General features: G+C 65.9%; 18 protein-coding genes. 17 read left to right on the top strand and 1 reads right to left on the bottom strand.

The window, feature by feature from the left end:
* Positions 1-3 precede the first annotated feature (3 nt).
* The 14 genes from WIMU1_RS20100 (at position 4) to holA (ending at position 12,990) form a co-directional block, all read left to right on the top strand.
* Complete coding sequence (locus WIMU1_RS20100; protein WP_062799900.1) at positions 4-645, top strand: HNH endonuclease family protein; 642 nt, start codon at positions 4-6, stop codon at positions 643-645.
* Positions 646-748: 103 nt separating this feature from the next.
* Positions 749-1,633 (top strand): ribokinase, encoded by an 885-nt coding sequence (locus tag WIMU1_RS20095; protein WP_062799773.1) that lies wholly within the window; start codon positions 749-751, stop codon positions 1,631-1,633.
* Between the two features lie 82 nt (positions 1,634-1,715).
* Positions 1,716-2,525 carry a crotonase/enoyl-CoA hydratase family protein gene (locus WIMU1_RS20090; RefSeq protein ID WP_062799771.1) on the top strand — a complete coding sequence of 270 codons (810 nt, stop codon included), beginning with the start codon at positions 1,716-1,718 and terminating at the stop codon, positions 2,523-2,525.
* A complete protein-coding gene (locus WIMU1_RS20085; protein ID WP_062799769.1) occupies positions 2,522-3,817 on the top strand; it encodes a glutamate-5-semialdehyde dehydrogenase in 1,296 nt (431 codons plus the stop codon). Before WIMU1_RS20090 ends, WIMU1_RS20085 begins: the two co-directional genes overlap by 4 nt.
* A 51-nt stretch (positions 3,818-3,868) precedes the next feature.
* Positions 3,869-4,750, top strand: a complete 882-nt coding sequence (locus WIMU1_RS20080) for an AAA family ATPase (RefSeq protein WP_062799767.1) — start codon at positions 3,869-3,871, stop codon at positions 4,748-4,750.
* A gap of 8 nt (positions 4,751-4,758) precedes the next feature.
* Positions 4,759-6,153: a vWA domain-containing protein gene (locus WIMU1_RS20075; protein ID WP_030171963.1), complete on the top strand. Its 1,395-nt coding sequence runs from the start codon at positions 4,759-4,761 to the stop codon at positions 6,151-6,153.
* A gap of 39 nt (positions 6,154-6,192) precedes the next feature.
* Positions 6,193-6,849, top strand: coding sequence for a nicotinate-nucleotide adenylyltransferase (gene nadD / locus WIMU1_RS20070; protein ID WP_062799765.1), 657 nt, complete (start codon positions 6,193-6,195; stop codon positions 6,847-6,849).
* On the top strand, positions 6,846-7,253 hold the full coding sequence (gene rsfS, locus WIMU1_RS20065; RefSeq protein ID WP_023954034.1) for a ribosome silencing factor: 408 nt from the start codon (positions 6,846-6,848) through the stop codon (positions 7,251-7,253). The genes nadD and rsfS overlap by 4 nt, the downstream gene beginning before the upstream one ends.
* A 40-nt stretch (positions 7,254-7,293) precedes the next feature.
* A complete protein-coding gene (locus tag WIMU1_RS20060; protein WP_051406300.1) occupies positions 7,294-7,962 on the top strand; it encodes a histidine phosphatase family protein in 669 nt (222 codons plus the stop codon).
* Positions 7,963-7,969: 7 nt separating this feature from the next.
* Positions 7,970-8,731 (top strand): diglucosylglycerate octanoyltransferase, encoded by a 762-nt coding sequence (gene octT, locus WIMU1_RS20055; RefSeq protein WP_062799763.1) that lies wholly within the window; start codon positions 7,970-7,972, stop codon positions 8,729-8,731.
* Complete coding sequence (locus WIMU1_RS20050) at positions 8,728-9,576, top strand: DegV family protein (protein ID WP_062799762.1); 849 nt, start codon at positions 8,728-8,730, stop codon at positions 9,574-9,576. The genes octT and WIMU1_RS20050 overlap by 4 nt, the downstream gene beginning before the upstream one ends.
* 91 nt (positions 9,577-9,667) lie before the next feature.
* Positions 9,668-10,591 (top strand): ComEA family DNA-binding protein, encoded by a 924-nt coding sequence (locus WIMU1_RS20045; RefSeq protein WP_062799759.1) that lies wholly within the window; start codon positions 9,668-9,670, stop codon positions 10,589-10,591.
* Complete coding sequence (locus tag WIMU1_RS20040; RefSeq protein ID WP_084248405.1) at positions 10,588-11,997, top strand: ComEC/Rec2 family competence protein; 1,410 nt, start codon at positions 10,588-10,590, stop codon at positions 11,995-11,997. Before WIMU1_RS20045 ends, WIMU1_RS20040 begins: the two co-directional genes overlap by 4 nt.
* A 30-nt stretch (positions 11,998-12,027) precedes the next feature.
* Positions 12,028-12,990 carry a DNA polymerase III subunit delta gene (holA, locus tag WIMU1_RS20035; RefSeq protein WP_062799757.1) on the top strand — a complete coding sequence of 321 codons (963 nt, stop codon included), beginning with the start codon at positions 12,028-12,030 and terminating at the stop codon, positions 12,988-12,990.
* A gap of 157 nt (positions 12,991-13,147) precedes the next feature.
* Here the strand turns inward: holA and rpsT are convergent, their stop codons facing one another.
* Positions 13,148-13,408, bottom strand: a complete 261-nt coding sequence (gene rpsT, locus WIMU1_RS20030) for a 30S ribosomal protein S20 (RefSeq protein ID WP_023954022.1) — start codon at positions 13,406-13,408, stop codon at positions 13,148-13,150.
* Between the two features lie 157 nt (positions 13,409-13,565).
* On the opposite strand from rpsT, the gene WIMU1_RS20025 reads away from it, so the two are divergent.
* From WIMU1_RS20025 to WIMU1_RS20015, 3 genes are read left to right on the top strand one after another with little or no spacing between them, the layout of a single operon-like run.
* On the top strand, positions 13,566-15,416 hold the full coding sequence (locus WIMU1_RS20025) for a circularly permuted type 2 ATP-grasp protein (RefSeq protein WP_062799755.1): 1,851 nt from the start codon (positions 13,566-13,568) through the stop codon (positions 15,414-15,416).
* On the top strand, positions 15,416-16,396 hold the full coding sequence (locus WIMU1_RS20020; protein WP_030171937.1) for an alpha-E domain-containing protein: 981 nt from the start codon (positions 15,416-15,418) through the stop codon (positions 16,394-16,396). Before WIMU1_RS20025 ends, WIMU1_RS20020 begins: the two co-directional genes overlap by 1 nt.
* Complete coding sequence (locus WIMU1_RS20015; protein ID WP_030171934.1) at positions 16,393-17,241, top strand: transglutaminase family protein; 849 nt, start codon at positions 16,393-16,395, stop codon at positions 17,239-17,241. Before WIMU1_RS20020 ends, WIMU1_RS20015 begins: the two co-directional genes overlap by 4 nt.
* Positions 17,242-17,288: the final 47 nt, after the last annotated feature.

Here is a 17,288-nt window from a genome sequence, read left to right as displayed (position 1 = left end):
GCGATGGCGGCCGTGTTCGCGGCGAGCGACGGGTTCACCGGGGTGGATCCGCCCATCGCGTCCACCGATGCCCGAGCGGTTCTGGCCGACTTGGCGTTGATCCCGGCACTCGCGGAGCGCCCGAAATCGACCGACTACGAACGCAGCTCCTTCGGCGAGGCGTGGACCGACGGTACCGATGCGCGCGGAGCCGGCAACGGATGCGACACCCGCAACGACATCCTCGATCGGGACCTGCGCGACAAGGTGTTCACGGCCATCGACAGTTGTCCGCGAGCGGTGGCCTCCGGTGAACTGCAGAGCCCGTACAGCGGGCGCTGGATTGTCTTCCGGCGGGGCAAAGGGTCCGGCGCCAAGGTGCAGATCGACCACATCGTGCCGTTGGCCTACGCATGGTCGATGGGTGCGCGTCGTTGGAATGCCATTGTGAGACAACGGTTTGCGAACGATCCGGCGAACCTGGTGGCGGTCGACGGGGAAGCGAACCAGGACAAGAGCGACAAGCAACCCTCGCGATGGATGCCCGCCAACGCGGCCTTCCACTGTCAGTATGCAACCCAGTTCGTCAGGGTGGTGCGAGCGTACGGGCTGTATCTCGACCGCGCGTCGTATCCCGTGCTCCGAAAGGCCCTGACAACCTGTTGAATGCGTCCGCCGATCGGGCCGAGATGCTGGTCGAGAGTGCCTGACTTTCCGCCTTGGATCAGGACGGCGACAACGGCGCGGTCGTCGGGGGACAATCGCAGACATGCGTAGTCCCGAGACAGCAACAGCATCGGACGTCGGCTCGCCACTGGTCGCAGTGGTCGGCACGTTGAATCTGGACCTCGTCGTCCGCACCGACCGCCGGCCACGGGTCGGCGAGACGGTGATGGGCACGAGCTACGTCGAACGACCCGGCGGTAAAGGAGCGAATCAGGCTCTCGCGGCGGCAGACATCGGCCCCACCGCCCTGATCGGTGCAGTGGGCGACGACGCCGCGGGTACAACGATGCGCCGGCACCAGGATGCCGCCGGCGTGGACACCCGCCACGTCGTCGAGGTGGCCGGCGCCAGTGGCCGCGCCGTCATCGAGGTCGATGCCGATGGCGACAACAGCATCATCGTCATCTCCGGTGCCAATGATCAGGTCTCGGCGGACCATGTCACCGCTGCGCTCGACGCTCTCGCCCCAAAAGTGGTTCTGACGCAACTGGAATCACCACGATCGGTGACGGCGGCCGTGGTGGGATGGGCCGAAGCAGGCGACTGCCGTTTCATCCTCAACCCCAGCCCGGTCGCCCCGCTGGACGACAACATCTTGAGCGTGGCCGACCCGTTGGTGGTCAACGCGGTGGAGGCCGAGTATTACTGCGGCGACCGACTGCTCACTGATCCCGGTGACATGGCCCGGCGACTGCTGGAGGTGGCGCGGTCGGTGGTCATCACTCTCGGCGCCCGCGGGGTGGTGGTTGCCACGGGCGGCTCGGTCGAGACATTCGACGTCGAGAAGGTGCACGCACATGACACAACGGGAGCCGGTGACCACTTCGTCGGTTCTCTTGCTGCATACCTGGCCGCGGGATCGGATCTGCAGTCGGCGGCACGCCGGTCCGCAGCCAGAGCGACGGACTACGTCGCTTCCCCCCGGTAGGTCCGGCGCGCATGTGCGTCGAAGAGGCGTCGCCGCTGCGGTTTCGGCGATACGTTCGGACCCATCCGGCCAAGGGAGACACATGACGAACACAGTGGTGGTGCGCCGCGAAGGGTCGGTCACCACGATCGGCATCAACCGGCCCGAGGTGCGCAACGCCGTCGACGGCGAGACCGCCGCAGCGCTGGCGGCCGCCTTTCGCGCGTTTGACGCCGATCCCGACGCCGCGGTCGCGGTTCTGCACGGAGAGGGTGGAACCTTTTGCGCCGGTGCAGATCTCAAAGCGGTCGCGACGGGAGACAAGGTCAACCGGGTGGAGCCCGATGGCGACGGCCCGATGGGACCGACCCGAATGCAACTGTCCAAACCGGTGATCGCGGCCATCAGCGGACACGCGGTCGCCGGCGGACTCGAACTGGCCTTGTGGGCCGACATGCGCATAGCCGAGGATGACGCGGTGCTCGGCGTGTTCTGTCGCCGCTGGGGTGTGCCGCTGATCGACGGCGGCACCGTGCGGTTGCCGCGCCTGATCGGCACCTCGCATGCGATGGATCTCATCCTGACCGGACGGGCGGTCTCGGCTTCAGAAGCGCATCACATCGGCTTGGTGAACAGGGTGGTGCCGCACGGCGAAGCGGTGCACGCCGCGAAGCATCTCGCGCGCGAGATCGCTGCCTTCCCGCAGACGTGTCTACGTCAGGACCGGCTGTCGGTGATCGAGCAGGAAGGTATGGCAGAGAGAGATGCACTGAGCAATGAGTTCGCGCACGGACTGACGTCGTTGGCAAGCGACACCGTGGCCGGTGCTTCTCGGTTCGCAGGGGGCGCGGGCCGCCACGGCTCGTTCGACAGTGCACAAGACGGCCGCCAGGATGACGTCGATCAGGGATGAACTCCCCGAACCCTTATCCTGGACCGATGAGTGCTTCCATCACCACTGCGGCTGATGTCGAACAGATCGTTCGTGCCCAGGCGACCGCGGCGAAAGCCGCGTCCAGGATGCTGGCCCGACTGACGACCATCCAGAAGAACCAGGTGCTGCATGACGCAGCGGAGGCTCTTCTCGTCCAGACCGATGCCATCCTGGCGGCGAACGCCGGCGATGTCGCCCGGGCCGAGGCTGCGGGTGTGGAGGCCAGTCTCATCGACCGCCTGCGTCTGACCGCCGACCGCGTCGAGGGCATCGCCCAGGGCCTGCGGCAAGTCGCCGTTCTGCCCGATCCGATCGGCGACGTCGTCCAGGGCAAGACGCTGCCCAACGGAATGCAGTTGCGTCAGGTCCGGGTGCCCCTCGGTGTCGTCGGGATGGTGTACGAGGCGCGGCCCAACGTCACCGTCGACGCATTCGGCATCGCGCTGAAATCGGGTAACGCAGCGCTGCTTCGTGGGTCGTCGTCCGCGGCGGGTTCGAACGCAGAGCTGGTACGCATCCTGCGCGAGACGCTGACCACCGCTGGTGTGCCCGCTGATGCCGTCCAACTGCTCCCGTCCGACGACCGGTCGAGTGTGACCCATCTGATCCGGGCTCGTGGACTGGTCGATGTGGTCATCCCACGTGGCGGGGCCGGGTTGATCAAAGCAGTCGTGGAGAACGCGACCGTGCCGACCATCGAGACCGGTACGGGCAACTGCCACATCTACATTCACGCAGCCGCCGATCTCGACATGGCCGAGGATCTGGTGGTCAACTCCAAGACCCGCCGGCCGAGCGTGTGCAACACCGCCGAGACCGTGTTGGTCGACCGGGCCATCGCGGAGACCGCCCTGCCGCGACTGACCCAGGTCTTGCAGACCTCGGGGGTGACCATCCACGGGGACGAACCGGGCATGGTTCCGGCGACCGAGCAGGACTGGGCCGACGAATACCTCACCCTCGACATCGCTGTGAAGATCGTGGGTGGGATCGACGAGGCGATCGACCACATCGACCGGTACGGCACCAGCCACACCGAGGCCATCGTCACCACGGACCTCGCTGCCGCCGAAGAGTTCACCAACCGCGTCGATGCCGCCGCGGTGATGGTGAACGCGTCCACCGCATTCACCGACGGTGAACAGTTCGGCTTCGGCGCCGAGATCGGTATCTCCACACAGAAGTTGCATGCTCGTGGACCGATGGGGCTCCCGGAACTCACGTCCACGAAGTGGATCGCGTGGGGGAACGGCCAGACGCGGCCTCGTTGACCCGGTGGACGAGCCGGCCGACACCTGATTTTCGATCCTGAGGAGTGACCTGTGGGCGTACAGCCTAGTTTCACCGATGTGCCCGGCGTCCGCGAAACGCTTGCCGGCGTCGGCTATCTCGCCGACGACTCGACCTCCACGTCGGTGTTCCTTGCCGACCGGCTGGGCAAGCCGCTCCTGGTCGAGGGACCGGCCGGCGTGGGTAAAACCGAACTCGCGCGCGCCATCTCGCAGTCGACGAACGCCGATCTGGTGCGACTGCAGTGCTATGAGGGCATCGACGAGGCTCGCGCACTGTATGAGTGGAATCACGCCAAGCAGATCCTCGCCATCCAGGCGACAGGGCAGCGCGGATGGGACGAGACGAAAGCCGACATCTTCTCGGACGAGTTCCTCCTGCCCCGGCCGCTGCTGAAAGCGATCTCGCAGCCTGGCCCGACGGTGCTGCTGATCGATGAGGTCGACAAGGCCGACGTCGACATCGAGGGCCTGCTGCTCGAGGTGCTCAGCGACTTCGCGATCACCATTCCGGAGATGGGCACCGTGACCGCCGACCGGCGGCCCATCGTCCTGCTCACCTCCAACGCGACACGCGAACTGTCCGAAGCCCTCAAACGACGCTGCCTGTACCTCTACATCGACTTCCCCGATGCGGCCCGCGAGCGCGAGATCCTCGCCAGTCGTGTCCCGCAGCTCGCCGAATCCGTCGCGAACGAGCTGGTGCGCATCATCGGAGTTCTCCGCACCCTCGACATCCGTAAGAAGCCATCGGTGGCCGAGACAATCGACTGGGCCAACACCTTGCTGGCCTTGGGAGTGGGGGAGAAGCCGGGGTCACGGATCGACGAGGGGGTCATCGCGAAGACCCTCGGCGTGGTCCTCAAACATCGTCCCGACCTCGCCACGGCGCTCAAAGAGCTGAAGTTGAGCTGAGCGCGCCCGTGGATGCCCCGTTCATCAGCCAGCTCACCGGATTCGTGGATGATCTGCGGGCCCGCGGCATCGTCGTCGGACCGGCCAACCTGATCGATGCGGGCCAGGCGACGGCAGTGCTGGATCTGCTCGACCGGGACAGCTTCCGTGAGGGCATGGCGTGCACACTCCTGCACGACAACGGACACCGCCGGGTGTTCGATTCGGTCTTCGACCTCTGGTTCCCGTTGGGCATGGGCGAACGCAGCGGCGTCGACGACGACGCGTTCACGCCTGACGCCGACGGGAACATCGACGTGGACGCGGTGCGTGAACGGCTCGCCGAGTTGCTCGCGGATGACTCACCGCAGGCGCAGGCCGAACTGGCCGCATTCGCGGCGATGGCTGTGGCGCAGCTCGGCAGTTACCGATCCAATCGCGGTCCGGCATTCTCCACGTATCAGGCGATGTCGACGATCAATCCCCAGACCCTCATCGCGCAGATCGCCGCCGCCATGGCCGCCGGCGCGGGAGACGAGACCGCCGGCACCGAACCGCTGTACCGGCGGGCAGCGGCCGACCGGGTACAGAAGTTCAGGTCGTTGATCGAACAGGAGACCAGGCGCCGGATGGCCCAGCGGAACGGCCGCGAGCAGGTCTCGCAGTACGCGGTCCCCAATCTTCCCGAACGGGTCAACTTCCTCTCCGCCGGCGCCGCTGATCTTGCGGAGGTCCGTCGCACCATCGCCCCGCTGGCACGGTTACTGGCGGCCCGCCTCGAGATCCGCAGGCGACGCGCCCACCGTGGGTCGATCGACGTACGCAAAACGCTGCGGGCATCGATGTCCACCGGAGGCGTACCGATCGACCTGGTGCGCCGCAAACCTCGGCCCGGTCGGCCGGAATTGGTTGTCCTGTGTGATGTCTCGGGCTCGGTGGCTGGGTTCTCGCAGTTCACCCTGCAGCTCGTCTACGCCCTACGGCAACAGTTCTCGAAGGTCAGGGTGTTCGCTTTCGTCGACACCGTGGACGAGGTCACCGAGCATTTCGACGGGCCCGATCTCGACTTTGCGACAGCTGTGCGGGAGATGCTCGCCGGCGCCCGATTGATCACCCGCGACGGCCACTCGGACTACGGTCACGCGTTCGGCGGATTTGCGGACGACCACCTCGATGCCCTCACGCGCCGGGGCGCCCTGCTGATCCTGGGCGACGGGCGCAACAATTACCACGACCCCCAACTCGATGCGCTCACGCGCATGGTCGAGAGCACCCGGCATGCCTATTGGCTCAATCCAGAAGCCGCGGTGAACTGGGACACGGGGGACTCGGTGGCCGGCACCTACTCGGCGGTCATCGAGATGCACGAATGTCGCAACGCCGGTCAACTCGCCAAGGTCATCGCCAACCTGTTGCCGGTCTGATCTGCTGTGGACCTCACACGCTCAGTACACTCAGCCCCTATGCCCGAGATCGCGCCAGACCGACAGCAGCCGCGCGGTCGGCGGATCGGGGTGATGGGCGGCACTTTCGATCCGATCCACAACGGTCACCTGGTGGCGGCGAGCGAGGTTGCCGACCGGTTCGACCTGGACGAGGTCATCTTTGTCCCCACCGGACGACCCTGGCAGAAGAACCGGTCGGACCGGAACGTGAGCCCGCCGGAAGACCGCTATCTGATGACGGTGATCGCCACTGCGGCCAACCCCCGGTTCTCGGTGAGTAGGGTGGACATCGATCGCCACGGGGACACGTACACCGTCGACACCCTTCGCGACCTGCACACACTCAACCCGGACGCGGAGTTGTTCTTCATCACCGGCGCCGACGCGTTGGCGTCGATCCTGTCGTGGCAGAACTGGGAGGGTTTGTTCGAGTTCGCGAGCTTCGTCGGCGTGAGTCGGCCGGGGTATGAACTCGGCGCCGCACATCTCGACCAGCACCTCGACAAGCTGCCGCCCGATACCCTTCATCTGATGGAGATACCGGCGCTGGCCATTTCTTCGACCGATTGCCGGATGCGTGCCGGCACCGGCCGGCCGGTGTGGTACCTCGTTCCCGACGGGGTGGTGCAGTACATCAGCAAGCGAAAGTTATACCAATCGAAAGGCATTCAGTGACAGCGTCATCCGAGGCGGTTTCCATGGCAACCGTGGCCGCCCACGCGGCCGCCGACAAGTTGGCCGCCAACGTCATCGTGATCGACGTGTCCGAACAGCTCGTGATCACCGACTGTTTCGTGATCGCATCGGCCGACAACGAACGTCAGGTCGCGTCGATCGTCGACGAGATCGAAGAAAAGCTCCGCGAGGCGGGCAACAAACCTGTCCGTCGGGAGGGGACCAGAGAAGGCCGTTGGACCCTCCTCGACTACATCGACGTGGTGATCCACGTGCTGCACAACGAGGAGCGCGAGTTCTACGCCCTCGAACGGCTGTGGAAAGACTGCCCGATCATCGAGATCCCCGGAATCGAATCCACTGCGGAAGCCGGTGACAGCGATCGGGGTGACCTTGGTGAATGAGTCGATTCGGCCGGACGGCCACGACTCGAGCGTCGAACGGATGACCCCGGTTGTACGACGACTGCTTCTTCTGCGCCACGGCCAGACCGACTACAACGCAGGCAGCCGCATGCAGGGGCAACTCGACACCGACCTGTCCGAACTCGGAGTTCGGCAGGCCGCTGCGGCGGCGAAAGTGTTGGCTTCCCGCGGCCCACGGTTGATCATCTCCTCGGATCTGCGGCGGGCCCGCGACACCGCGGCTGCCCTTGCCGATCAGGTGGGCATGGAGGTTGCCACCGATCGTCGTCTGCGTGAAACGCATCTCGGTGAGTGGCAGGGTCTGACCCACCATGAAGTGGATGCCCAGATGCCCGGGGCCCGCAAGGTGTGGCGCGACGATGCCTCATGGCGACCGCCCGGTGGCGAGAGTCGCACCGATGTGGCCCAGCGCAGCATGCCGGTGGTCGACGAACTCGTGGCCGAGTTGGGGGACTGGGGGCGCGGCGACGACGCGGATGCCCCCGTGGTCCTGGTGGCTCACGGCGGTGTCATCGCTGCGATGACGGCGGGCCTGCTGCGGTTGCCGGTGAGCCACTGGCCCGTCCTCGGGGGTCTCGCCAACACGAGTTGGGTCCAGCTGAGCGGTCACGGCGCCGACGACGAGACCACGTGGCGGCTCGATGTGTGGAACGCGTCGGCCGAGGTCGCCGACGACGCAGTGCAGTGACCTGTTGATGAGTTCAAGCGACGGCATCTCGCCGAGTCGACCGCCGGTCCGCGACAGCCTGCTGGTCCTGTCCGACTCGCTGGCCTACTACGGGCCCACCGGTGGTCTACCTGCCGATGACCCCCGGATCTGGCCGGTCCTGGCGGCCGATCGCCTGGATCTGCGTCTGGAGTTGTTCGGGCGCATCGGCTGGACCAGCCGTGACGTGTGGTGGGCCCTCACCCAGGACCCGCGCATCTGGTCGGCGGTTCCGAGGGCCAAGGCCGTGGTGTTCGCCTTCGGCGGGATGGATTCGTTGCCGTCACCACTTCCGACGGCGCTCCGTGAGCAGATTCGGTACATCCGTCCTCCTGCCCTGCGCCAGCAGGTCCGCAACGCATACGGGTGGCTGCAACCGCGACTCTCGCCGCTCGGATGGCCGTTGGCGCTGCCGCCCGCGTTGACCACCGACTACCTGACGAAGATTTACGAGGCGCTGGTCGCAATACGCCCCGACCTGCCGGTGGTCGCCTGCCTGCCGTCCACCCATCGGAGTCCGTACTACGGGAACGTCCATGCCGGGCGACCGAAAACCGTTGGCGCGATGACTGATTGGGCAACGCAGGCGCAGGTGCCCCTGGTCGACCTGTTGGAGCCGACGGCACGCCATTTCGACCACGGTGAAGGCAACCCGGACGGGATCCACTGGGGGTTCGGCTGTCATCGGGAGGTGGCCGACCTGGTGGGCGATGCCGTCGCCGCCGCGACCGCGACTAGCGTGGCACTGTGACCGTCACCATCGTCACCGACTCGTCGGCCCGCCTGCCCGCGCCGATCCGCGAGCGGTACCGCATCGAGCAAGTACCCATGCATGTGCTGACCGCCGATCAGGATCTGCTCGAGGATGTCGACAACATCGGCCCGGACATCTTCAACGATCCGCAGACCACCACGTCCGGCGTCTCCCCGGCCGATCTCGAGGCCGCCTATGAGAAGGCGGTCGACCTCAGTGACGGCGACGGCGTGATCGCCGTACATCTGTCGCGTCGGTTCAGCGGGACATGGGGCTCGGCGAGACTGGCGGCCGAGAAGTTCCAGGGCCGCATCCGAGTGGTCGATTCCCGCACCGTGGGTCTGGGGGTCGGGTTTGCGGCGATCGCCGCCGCGCAGACCGCGGAGACCGGCGCCGACATGGACCGGGCGTATGAGGCAGCGATCCGGGTGGGGTCCACCACGGAGTGTCTGCTGTGTGTACAACAACTCGAGAACCTGCGGTCGAGTGGTCGCATCGGTGCCACCACCCGCCTGTTCGCCTCGGCCCTCGCGATCAAGCCGATACTTCGGGTGGTCGATGGCACGCTGGCCCTCAAGGAAAAACAGCGAACCATGTCCAAGGCGATCGCCAAGATGATCGACACGGCCGTGGACGTCGCCGAACGCCGTCCCATCACGCTGGGTGTACAGCATTGCGACGCACCCGAATTGGCCGAGCAGATCATCGACTCCCTGCAGTCCAAGCTCACCATCACCTCGCTGGTGCAATCCGACCTCGGGCCCGTGTTGTCGCGACATGTGGGGAGCGGTGCGGTGGGGATCGCTGTGACAACGTCGCTCGACCACATCGATGTCGACTGACTTTGTCAACACTCGCCGGGTTGTCCACAGCACCGCGTCGCCGGGTGGCGTTCTGATCTGAACGCAGAAATCTGGCTCCTACCGTTCGGGTATGAGAAGCAACCTGGACCGGTTGACGGCGTCGCCGACCGCGTCGGACACGCCTGAACCATCCGTCCCGGTGGCAGAACCGATGGCCCCTGCGTGGCTCGGTTCGGCGCAGTGGATGCACGACAACCCTGATTCGCCCGATGGCGGTGGCGATGTTCCGCCAGCGGATTCGGCCGGCCGCGCACGTGGTCACTGGACCGATGACCCCGACGACCTCGACTTCGGACCGCTGCGACGGCGATGGCGTTCGACCCCGGCAGCGGCGATCGGGTTGGTGGCGGTCGGAGTCGTGGCAACTCTGATCGCGTTGTACACCGCGTTCGCCGGGCCCGACGCGGGATCAGAGGTCCCCGTCAGCTTCCCGGAATCGGCGGGTGTCCCGGCCCCGATGGACACTGCACCACCGCCGCCGAGCGCTGCGCCCCCGGAGGAACTGGTGGTGAGCGTGGTCGGTTTGGTGCACCGTCCCGGATTGGTCCGGTTACCTCCGCAAGCTCGTGTCGCCGACGCCATCGACAAGGCAGGGGGAGCGAAGCCGAACGCAGATCTGTTGAGCCTCAACCTGGCTCAGCCGCTTCGGGACGGCGATCAGGTACTGGTCGGTTTCACCGATCCGGCGGGAGGCTTTCAGATGCGCAGTGCCGTCGTCGCGGTGGACGGTGCCGGGAGTCCGCCGGCCGCCGCCGGCACCGCACCATCCGGGCCCGGTCCGGCAGGAACGGCCGATGGGGCGGGCACGGTGAACCTGAACACGGCGACCGAAGCCGAGCTGGACACGCTACCCGGGGTGGGCCCCGTCACCGCGGCAGCGATCATCGCGTGGCGGCAGGCCCACGGGAGCTTCACCTCGGTCGATCAGCTGGCCGAAGTCGACGGGATCGGTCCCGCCCGCCTGGAGAAGCTGAAGGACAAGGTCACGGTGTGAACGGCACCGACGTCCGGGCGCCCACGTCGGTGGGTCTCGACGTGCGGCTGGTGCCCGCGGCAGTCGGAGCGTGGACCATGACGGTCGTGGGGATTGTTGGCCCCCTTGGCATCACGGTCGCGGCCAGCGTATCGGTCAGTGTGGTCGCGCTCGTGGCGATCGCTTGGACGGCACGCGGATCTCGGCTGCTGGTTCTGCCTGTGGTGTTGGGGGTCGCCGGAACCATGGCCGGATTCGGGTGGGCGCTGGTGGTGCGTCAGCACCAACTGGCCGAGCACCCGCTGGCGGCCGAGTCGATGCGCGGAAGCAAGACAATCATGACCCTTCGGGTGTCAGACGACCCGCGCATCATCGCCGGCACCGATCGGGTGGTGCTCGCGGTCGATGTGGTGTCGGTGCGGGGCCGGGATGTCGCCGACACGGCGGCGACCGTGCTGGGCCCGATGGACGGATGGTCCGGTCTTGTTCCGGGACAGACACTCTCGACTGTCGCCAAGGTGTCGGCGCCGCGGCGCCCGGACCTCACCGTGGCCACGCTGACCGTCTCCGCGCCGCCCAGCCGGGTGCGTGCGCCGCCCTGGTATCAGCGCGCCGGAGCAGAGGTCCGGACCCGGTTCCAGGAGACGGCCTCACGGGCACTGGGTACCCCGGAATCAGGATTGGTGCCCGGAATGGTGCTGGGGGACATCTCGACTCTGGACGAAGACCTCAAGACCGCATTTCGAACGTGCGGGCTGTCGCACCTCACGGCTGTGTCTGGCGCCAATTTTGCGATCATCATCGGTGCTCTGCTCCTGGCCGTGCGAGCGGTGGGTGCCGGGCCCCGTCTGTCGGTGACTGTGATCGCCTGCGCCATCGTGGTTTTTGTGCTGCTGGTCCGACCGAGTCCGAGTGTGGTGCGGGCAGCTGTGATGGGTGCGGTGGGACTGCTCGCGTTGCTGGTCAGGCGACGGGCCCAGGCGATGCCTGCGCTGTGTACGGCCATCGTTGTGCTGTTGCTGATCTGGCCCGCCTTTGCCGTCCATCCGGGATTCATGCTGTCGGTCGCGGCAACTGCTGGGCTGATCGTGATGGCACCACCGATCGTGGATCGGCTTCGACGGCACCGCGTTCCGGGTGGTGTCGCCGAGGTGCTGGCCGTCGCGGTCGCGGCGCAGGTGGTCACCCTTCCGATCGTCGTGATGATCAGCGGTCAGATCAGCCTGGTGGCCATCGTCGCGAACATCGCGGTGACCCTTGCGGTCCCGCCCATCACCGTGCTGGGTACGGCCGCTGCGGCCCTGGTGGTGCTCTGCCCGCCGCTGGCAACATTGCTGGTCCGGTTCGTCGGTCCGGCCCTGTGGTGGATGGTGGTGGTGGCCGAGCAGTTGAGTTCTCTTCCGATGGCCACGATCACTCTGTGGTGACCTGTCGCCGGTCTCTGGCACGATGGCCGGGTGAGCAGTGTGCATCTGGTGTTGGGCGACGACGAGTTTCTCTGTGAGCGGGCAACCGCGGGCATCGTTGCCGCCGTCAGGGGGTCGGTCGACAATCCCGGCGATATCCCGGTGACGCGGCTACGCGCCGGAGATGCGACCGAACACGAACTCGCAGAACTGCTCAGTCCGTCGTTGTTCGCCGAAGATCGCATCGTGATCCTGGAGGCCGCCGGTGAAGCCGGGAAGGAACCGGCCAAGCTGGTCACCGAAGTGGCAGCGAGTCCGCCTGAAGGCGTCACGCTGGTGGTGGTCCATTCCGGGTCGGGGCGTGCGAAATCCATGGTCGCCGCCCTGCGGAAGTCGGGTGTCGAAGAGCACGACTGCGCTGCGCTCAAACCATCGGCACGAGCGGATTTCGTCCGCAACGAACTACGCAGTCACGGTGTGAAGGCGGGCCCCGACGTCGTCGAGAAGATCTTGGATTCGGTACGGGCAGACCTGCGCGAGCTGGCTGCAGCGTGCAGTCAGCTTGCCGCCGACACCGGGGGCAAGGTGGACGTGGCCGCGGTCGCCCGCTACTACTCGGGTCGCCCGGAGATCACCGGCTTCGAAGTCGCCGACAAGGCGGTCACCGGTGACCGGCCAGGGGCCCTGGAATCATTGCAATGGGCTCATCATCACGGTGTTCCGCACGTTCTGCTCGCCGATGCGTTGGCCGAAGCGGTGCATGCGATCGCCCGGGTGCGCGGTATCGGCAGGATGGATCAGTATTCGGCTGCGTCGGAACTGGGCATGCCGCCGTGGCGGGTGAAAAAGGTTCAGGGCCAGGCGTCGGCATGGGACTCGGTGTCCATCGCCAAGGCGATGACCGTGGTGGCAACCTTGAACGGCGAGGTGAAAGGTCAAGCCGCCGACGCGGATTACAGTCTGCAACGCGCGGTGGCCGCGGTCGCCGATCTGCGTCCCTCTCGTCGTCGCTGACAGCGCCCACCGGCCAGAAACTTCTGGAGCAATCCGGGGTGAGGCATGCGAGGCGGCAGGTGATCAGACGACGCTCACCCCGACGACCGCGTGGGGGATCGTCGGGGTGAGCGAGGTATGAAAAGTTCAGTTGTGCCCGGTTATCGGGCGGGCTCGATCAGAGCTTGTTGAGCGAGACAGCCATCGCCGATTTCTTGTTGGCTGCCTGGTTGGCGTGGATGACGCCCTTGCTCGCGGCCTTGTCGAGCTTCTTGCTGGTGCTGACCAGCAACTCGGAAGCCTTATCCTTCTCGCCGGCTGAGACGGCCTCGCGGAAGGAGCGAATCGCGGTCCGCAGCGACGACTTCACCGACTGGTTGCGCAGCCGTGCGCTGTCGTTGGTCTTGTTCCGCTTGATCTGCGACTTGATGTTTGCCACGCGTGTGTTTTCCTTAGCTCAGCGATACGGGTTTTGGTGTCAGCACCAGCGCACTACGTTACCAGCCGGCCCGGTGCGCACCCAAATCGCAGCGGGGCAGGTAGCGGATACCGCTGGCAAGACTGCCAACACCAGCCACTTACGGCACGATGTTCACATGAGTGCGGCAACTGCAGCAGGGTCAAAGCGCGCCGTGGCCACTCGCGCCACCGGTACCAAGGTGTCAGCCGAGACCACGACGGGCAAGAAGAAGCCGGCAAAGGTGGCCGGGCCGAAAGGCAACGGTTCCAAGCCGCCGGCCAAGAAGACCGCGGCGAAGGGCGCTGCGAAGCCGAGCGGCATCTTCAACGGCTACGCCGCGGGCCCTTATGACGGCGCGTTCGACGAGATGTTCGACGACAACGGCGAGGTTCGCGGACCGTACCGGGGGATCCACAAGTCCCTGGGCAGTTACGACGGTGCCGACCTGGACACCCGCGTCGACGCTCTCGGTCGGGCCTTCATCGATCAGGGCATCACGTTCTCGCTGTCGGGGCAGGAGCGCCCGTTCCCGCTCGACGTGGTTCCCCGAGTCATCTCGGCAGGTGAATGGGCGAAGCTCGAACGCGGAATCACCCAGCGGGTCAAAGCCCTGGAGATGTTCCTCGACGACATCTACGGCGAGCAGGAGATCCTGCGCGACGGGGTCGTTCCCAAACGGCTGATCACCTCATGTGAGCACTTCCATCGCCAGGCGGTGGGTATCAGGCCTCCCAACGGGGTTCGTATCCACGTCGCCGGCATCGACCTGATCCGCGACGAGCACGGTGACTTCCGGGTGCTCGAGGACAACCTGCGCTCGCCATCGGGTGTGTCGTACGTGATGGAGAACCGTCGCACCATGGCCAGGGTGTTCCCGGATCTGTTTGCCTCACACCGAGTTCGGGCAGTCGGCGACTACTCGACCCACCTGCTCCGGGCCCTGCGGGCGTCGGCGGCATTCAACGAGGCCGACCCGAACGTCGTTGTCCTCACCCCCGGAGTGGCGAACTCTGCGTACTTCGAGCACTCGCTGTTGGCCAGGCAGATGGGCGTTGAATTGGTGGAGGGCCGCGACCTCTTCTGCCGCGACAACGTGGTGTACATGCGAACCACGGAGGGGGAGCAGCGAGTAGACGTGATCTACCGCCGCATCGACGACGACTTCCTCGACCCGATGCAGTTCCGTCCGGACTCCATGCTGGGCGTCGCCGGACTGCTCAACGCGGCACGTGCCGGCAACGTGGTGATCTCCAGTGCCGTCGGCAACGGGGTCGGTGACGACAAGCTCACGTACACCTACGTTCCCGAGATCATCGAGTACTACCTGGGCGAGAAGCCCAGCCTCGGCAACGTCGACACCTTGCGTTGCTGGCTCGACGACGAGCGCGAGGAGGTGCTCGACCGGATCGACGAACTCGTGGTGAAACCCGTTGAGGGATCAGGGGGTTACGGCATCGTCTTCGGTCCCGATGCCACATCGGAGGAACTGGACGTGCTGGCCCGCAAGGTCAGACTCGACCCTCGTGGCTGGATCGCGCAGCCGGTGGTGCAGCTCTCGACGGTGCCCACCAAGATCGGTGGCAAGCTGGCGCCGCGTCACGTGGATCTGCGTCCGTTCGCCGTCAACGATGGCGAGTCGGTGTGGGTGCTGCCCGGCGGGCTGACCCGGGTGGCGCTCCCGGAAGGCAGTCTGGTGGTCAACTCGAGCCAGGGTGGCGGCTCCAAGGACACCTGGGTTCTCGCGACCCGTACTTCGGGTGAGGAGCGCGAACTCTCGGGCGACGAACTCGTCCGGAGCCAAGACCTCAGGGCTCCGAGTACTCCCACCGAGCAGGGGCCGGACACCGCCGCCATGCAGGATCAGCAGCAGCAACAACAGCAACAGCAGGCGGGTGTGACCGGTCGACACAGTCAGATCCAGAATCAGGGTCCGACCGGTCAGACGCAGAGCCAGTCGATGTCGCAGCAGGGTGGTGCCCGCCGATGATGCTCGCACGCAACGCCGAATCCCTGTACTGGATCGGACGCTACGTAGAACGCGCCGACGACACAGCCCGGATCCTCGATGTGGCGGTACACCAACTGCTCGAGGACGCCACGGTTGATCCCGACGGCCGGTGCCGACTGGTCTTGCAGGTATTGGGGATGGAATTGCCTCCCGCCGATGTGGAATTGGACGCCTGGTCGTTGACCGACCGGGTCGCCTACTCGAAGAAGGAACCAGGCTCCATCGTCGACAGCGTGGGTCAGGCCCGGGAAAATGCAAGGGGCGCACGCGAAGTCACGTCGAGTGAGATGTGGGAATGTCTCAACACCACCTACAACGGCCTGGGTGACGCCGAGCGGGCGTCGCGCAAGCTCGGGCCGTACGAGTTCCTGTCCTTCGTCAAGAACCGGGCGGCGATGTTCGCCGGACTGGCCGACGCCACCCTCAGCCACGACGACGGTTATCGCTACCTCCTGCTCGGCCGATCGGTCGAGCGTGTGGACATGACCATCCGAATGTTGTTGTCGCGTGCAGGTGACAGGTCGGGGTCACCGGCGTGGGTGACGGTGCTGCGGTCCGCGGGTGCACACGACACCTACCTAAGGACCTACCGGGGCGCACTCGATGCGACCCGGGTGGTCGAGTTCCTGCTCCTCGACCGGCTGTTCCCACGATCGGTGTTCCACGCGATCAGCCTGGCCGAACGGCAATTGATCGAGCTCGACAACCGGCCGAGCCGGGTGGGCGCACAGGCCGAGGCGCAACGTCTCCTGGGCCGCGCGCGAAGCGGGCTCGAGTTCATGCAGCCTGGAATGTTGTTGGACGACTTGCAGACCCGGTTGCTCGATCTGCAGGAGACGTGCCGCGAGGTCAGCGAGGCCGTGACGGCCCAGTACTTTCACGTGTCGCCGTATGTCGCCTGGGCGGATACGTCCGCAAGCGATTCGGTCGACCGATTCATCGAGGAGAGTGAACTGTGAGCTGGCGATTGCGGGTCGTGCATTCGACGGGATTTGCCTACAACGCCCCGGTCACCTCTTCGTACAATGAGGCCCGGCTGACGCCCCGGAGCGATACCCGGCAGAACGTGATCATCAACCGTGTGGAGACGATCCCCGCGACGAGGTCGTATCGGTACACCGACTACTGGGGGACCGCGGTCACCGCCTTCGACCTGCATGCTCCTCACGAGGAACTCGAGGTGTCGGGTCTGTCGGTGGTCGAAACCGAGCCCGACGCAATGCCTTCGGACGACGAATTGCTCGATTGGGAATCGCTGCACCATGAGTCGGTGATCGACCGATACGACGAGGTGCTGAGCAACACCGGATACGTACCGGTGAGCAGGCAGCTCGGTCAGGTGGCCAAACGCCTCACCAAGGGGCTCACCCCTCAAGAGGCTGTGCTCGCCGTGTGCCAATGGGTGCACACCGAGATGGAGTATGTTCCCGGCACCACCGGCGTCCACACCTCCGCGGTCGAGGCCTGGAAAGAGAAGAAAGGCGTCTGCCAGGATTACGCGCACCTGTCCTTGGTGATGTTGCGCAGCCTCGGCATTCCGTCGCGCTATGTGTCCGGCTATCTGCACCCGAGCAGGTCGGCAGTCATCGACCGCACGGTCGAGGGGCAGAGCCATGCATGGGTCGAGGCCTGGACCGGCGGCTGGTGGGGGTACGACCCCACCAACGACCTCGCGATCTCCGAGCAGCATGTGTCGGTCGGTGTGGGCCGCGACTACTCTGACGTGCCTCCGCTCAAGGGGATCTACACAGGCGCGGGCGCCAAGGACCTCGAGGTGAAGGTAGAGATCACCCGTTTGGCGTGATCGCCACCCATTCGCTCGCTGTGCGCCAAACCCTCGGTGGGCGGCCG

This window comes from Williamsia muralis NBRC 105860 (assembly GCF_001598915.1).
Classification (GTDB): domain Bacteria; phylum Actinomycetota; class Actinomycetes; order Mycobacteriales; family Mycobacteriaceae; genus Williamsia; species Williamsia muralis.
Note: the sequence above shows the minus strand (reverse complement) of the source record. Positions and strands in the feature narration are given on the sequence as shown.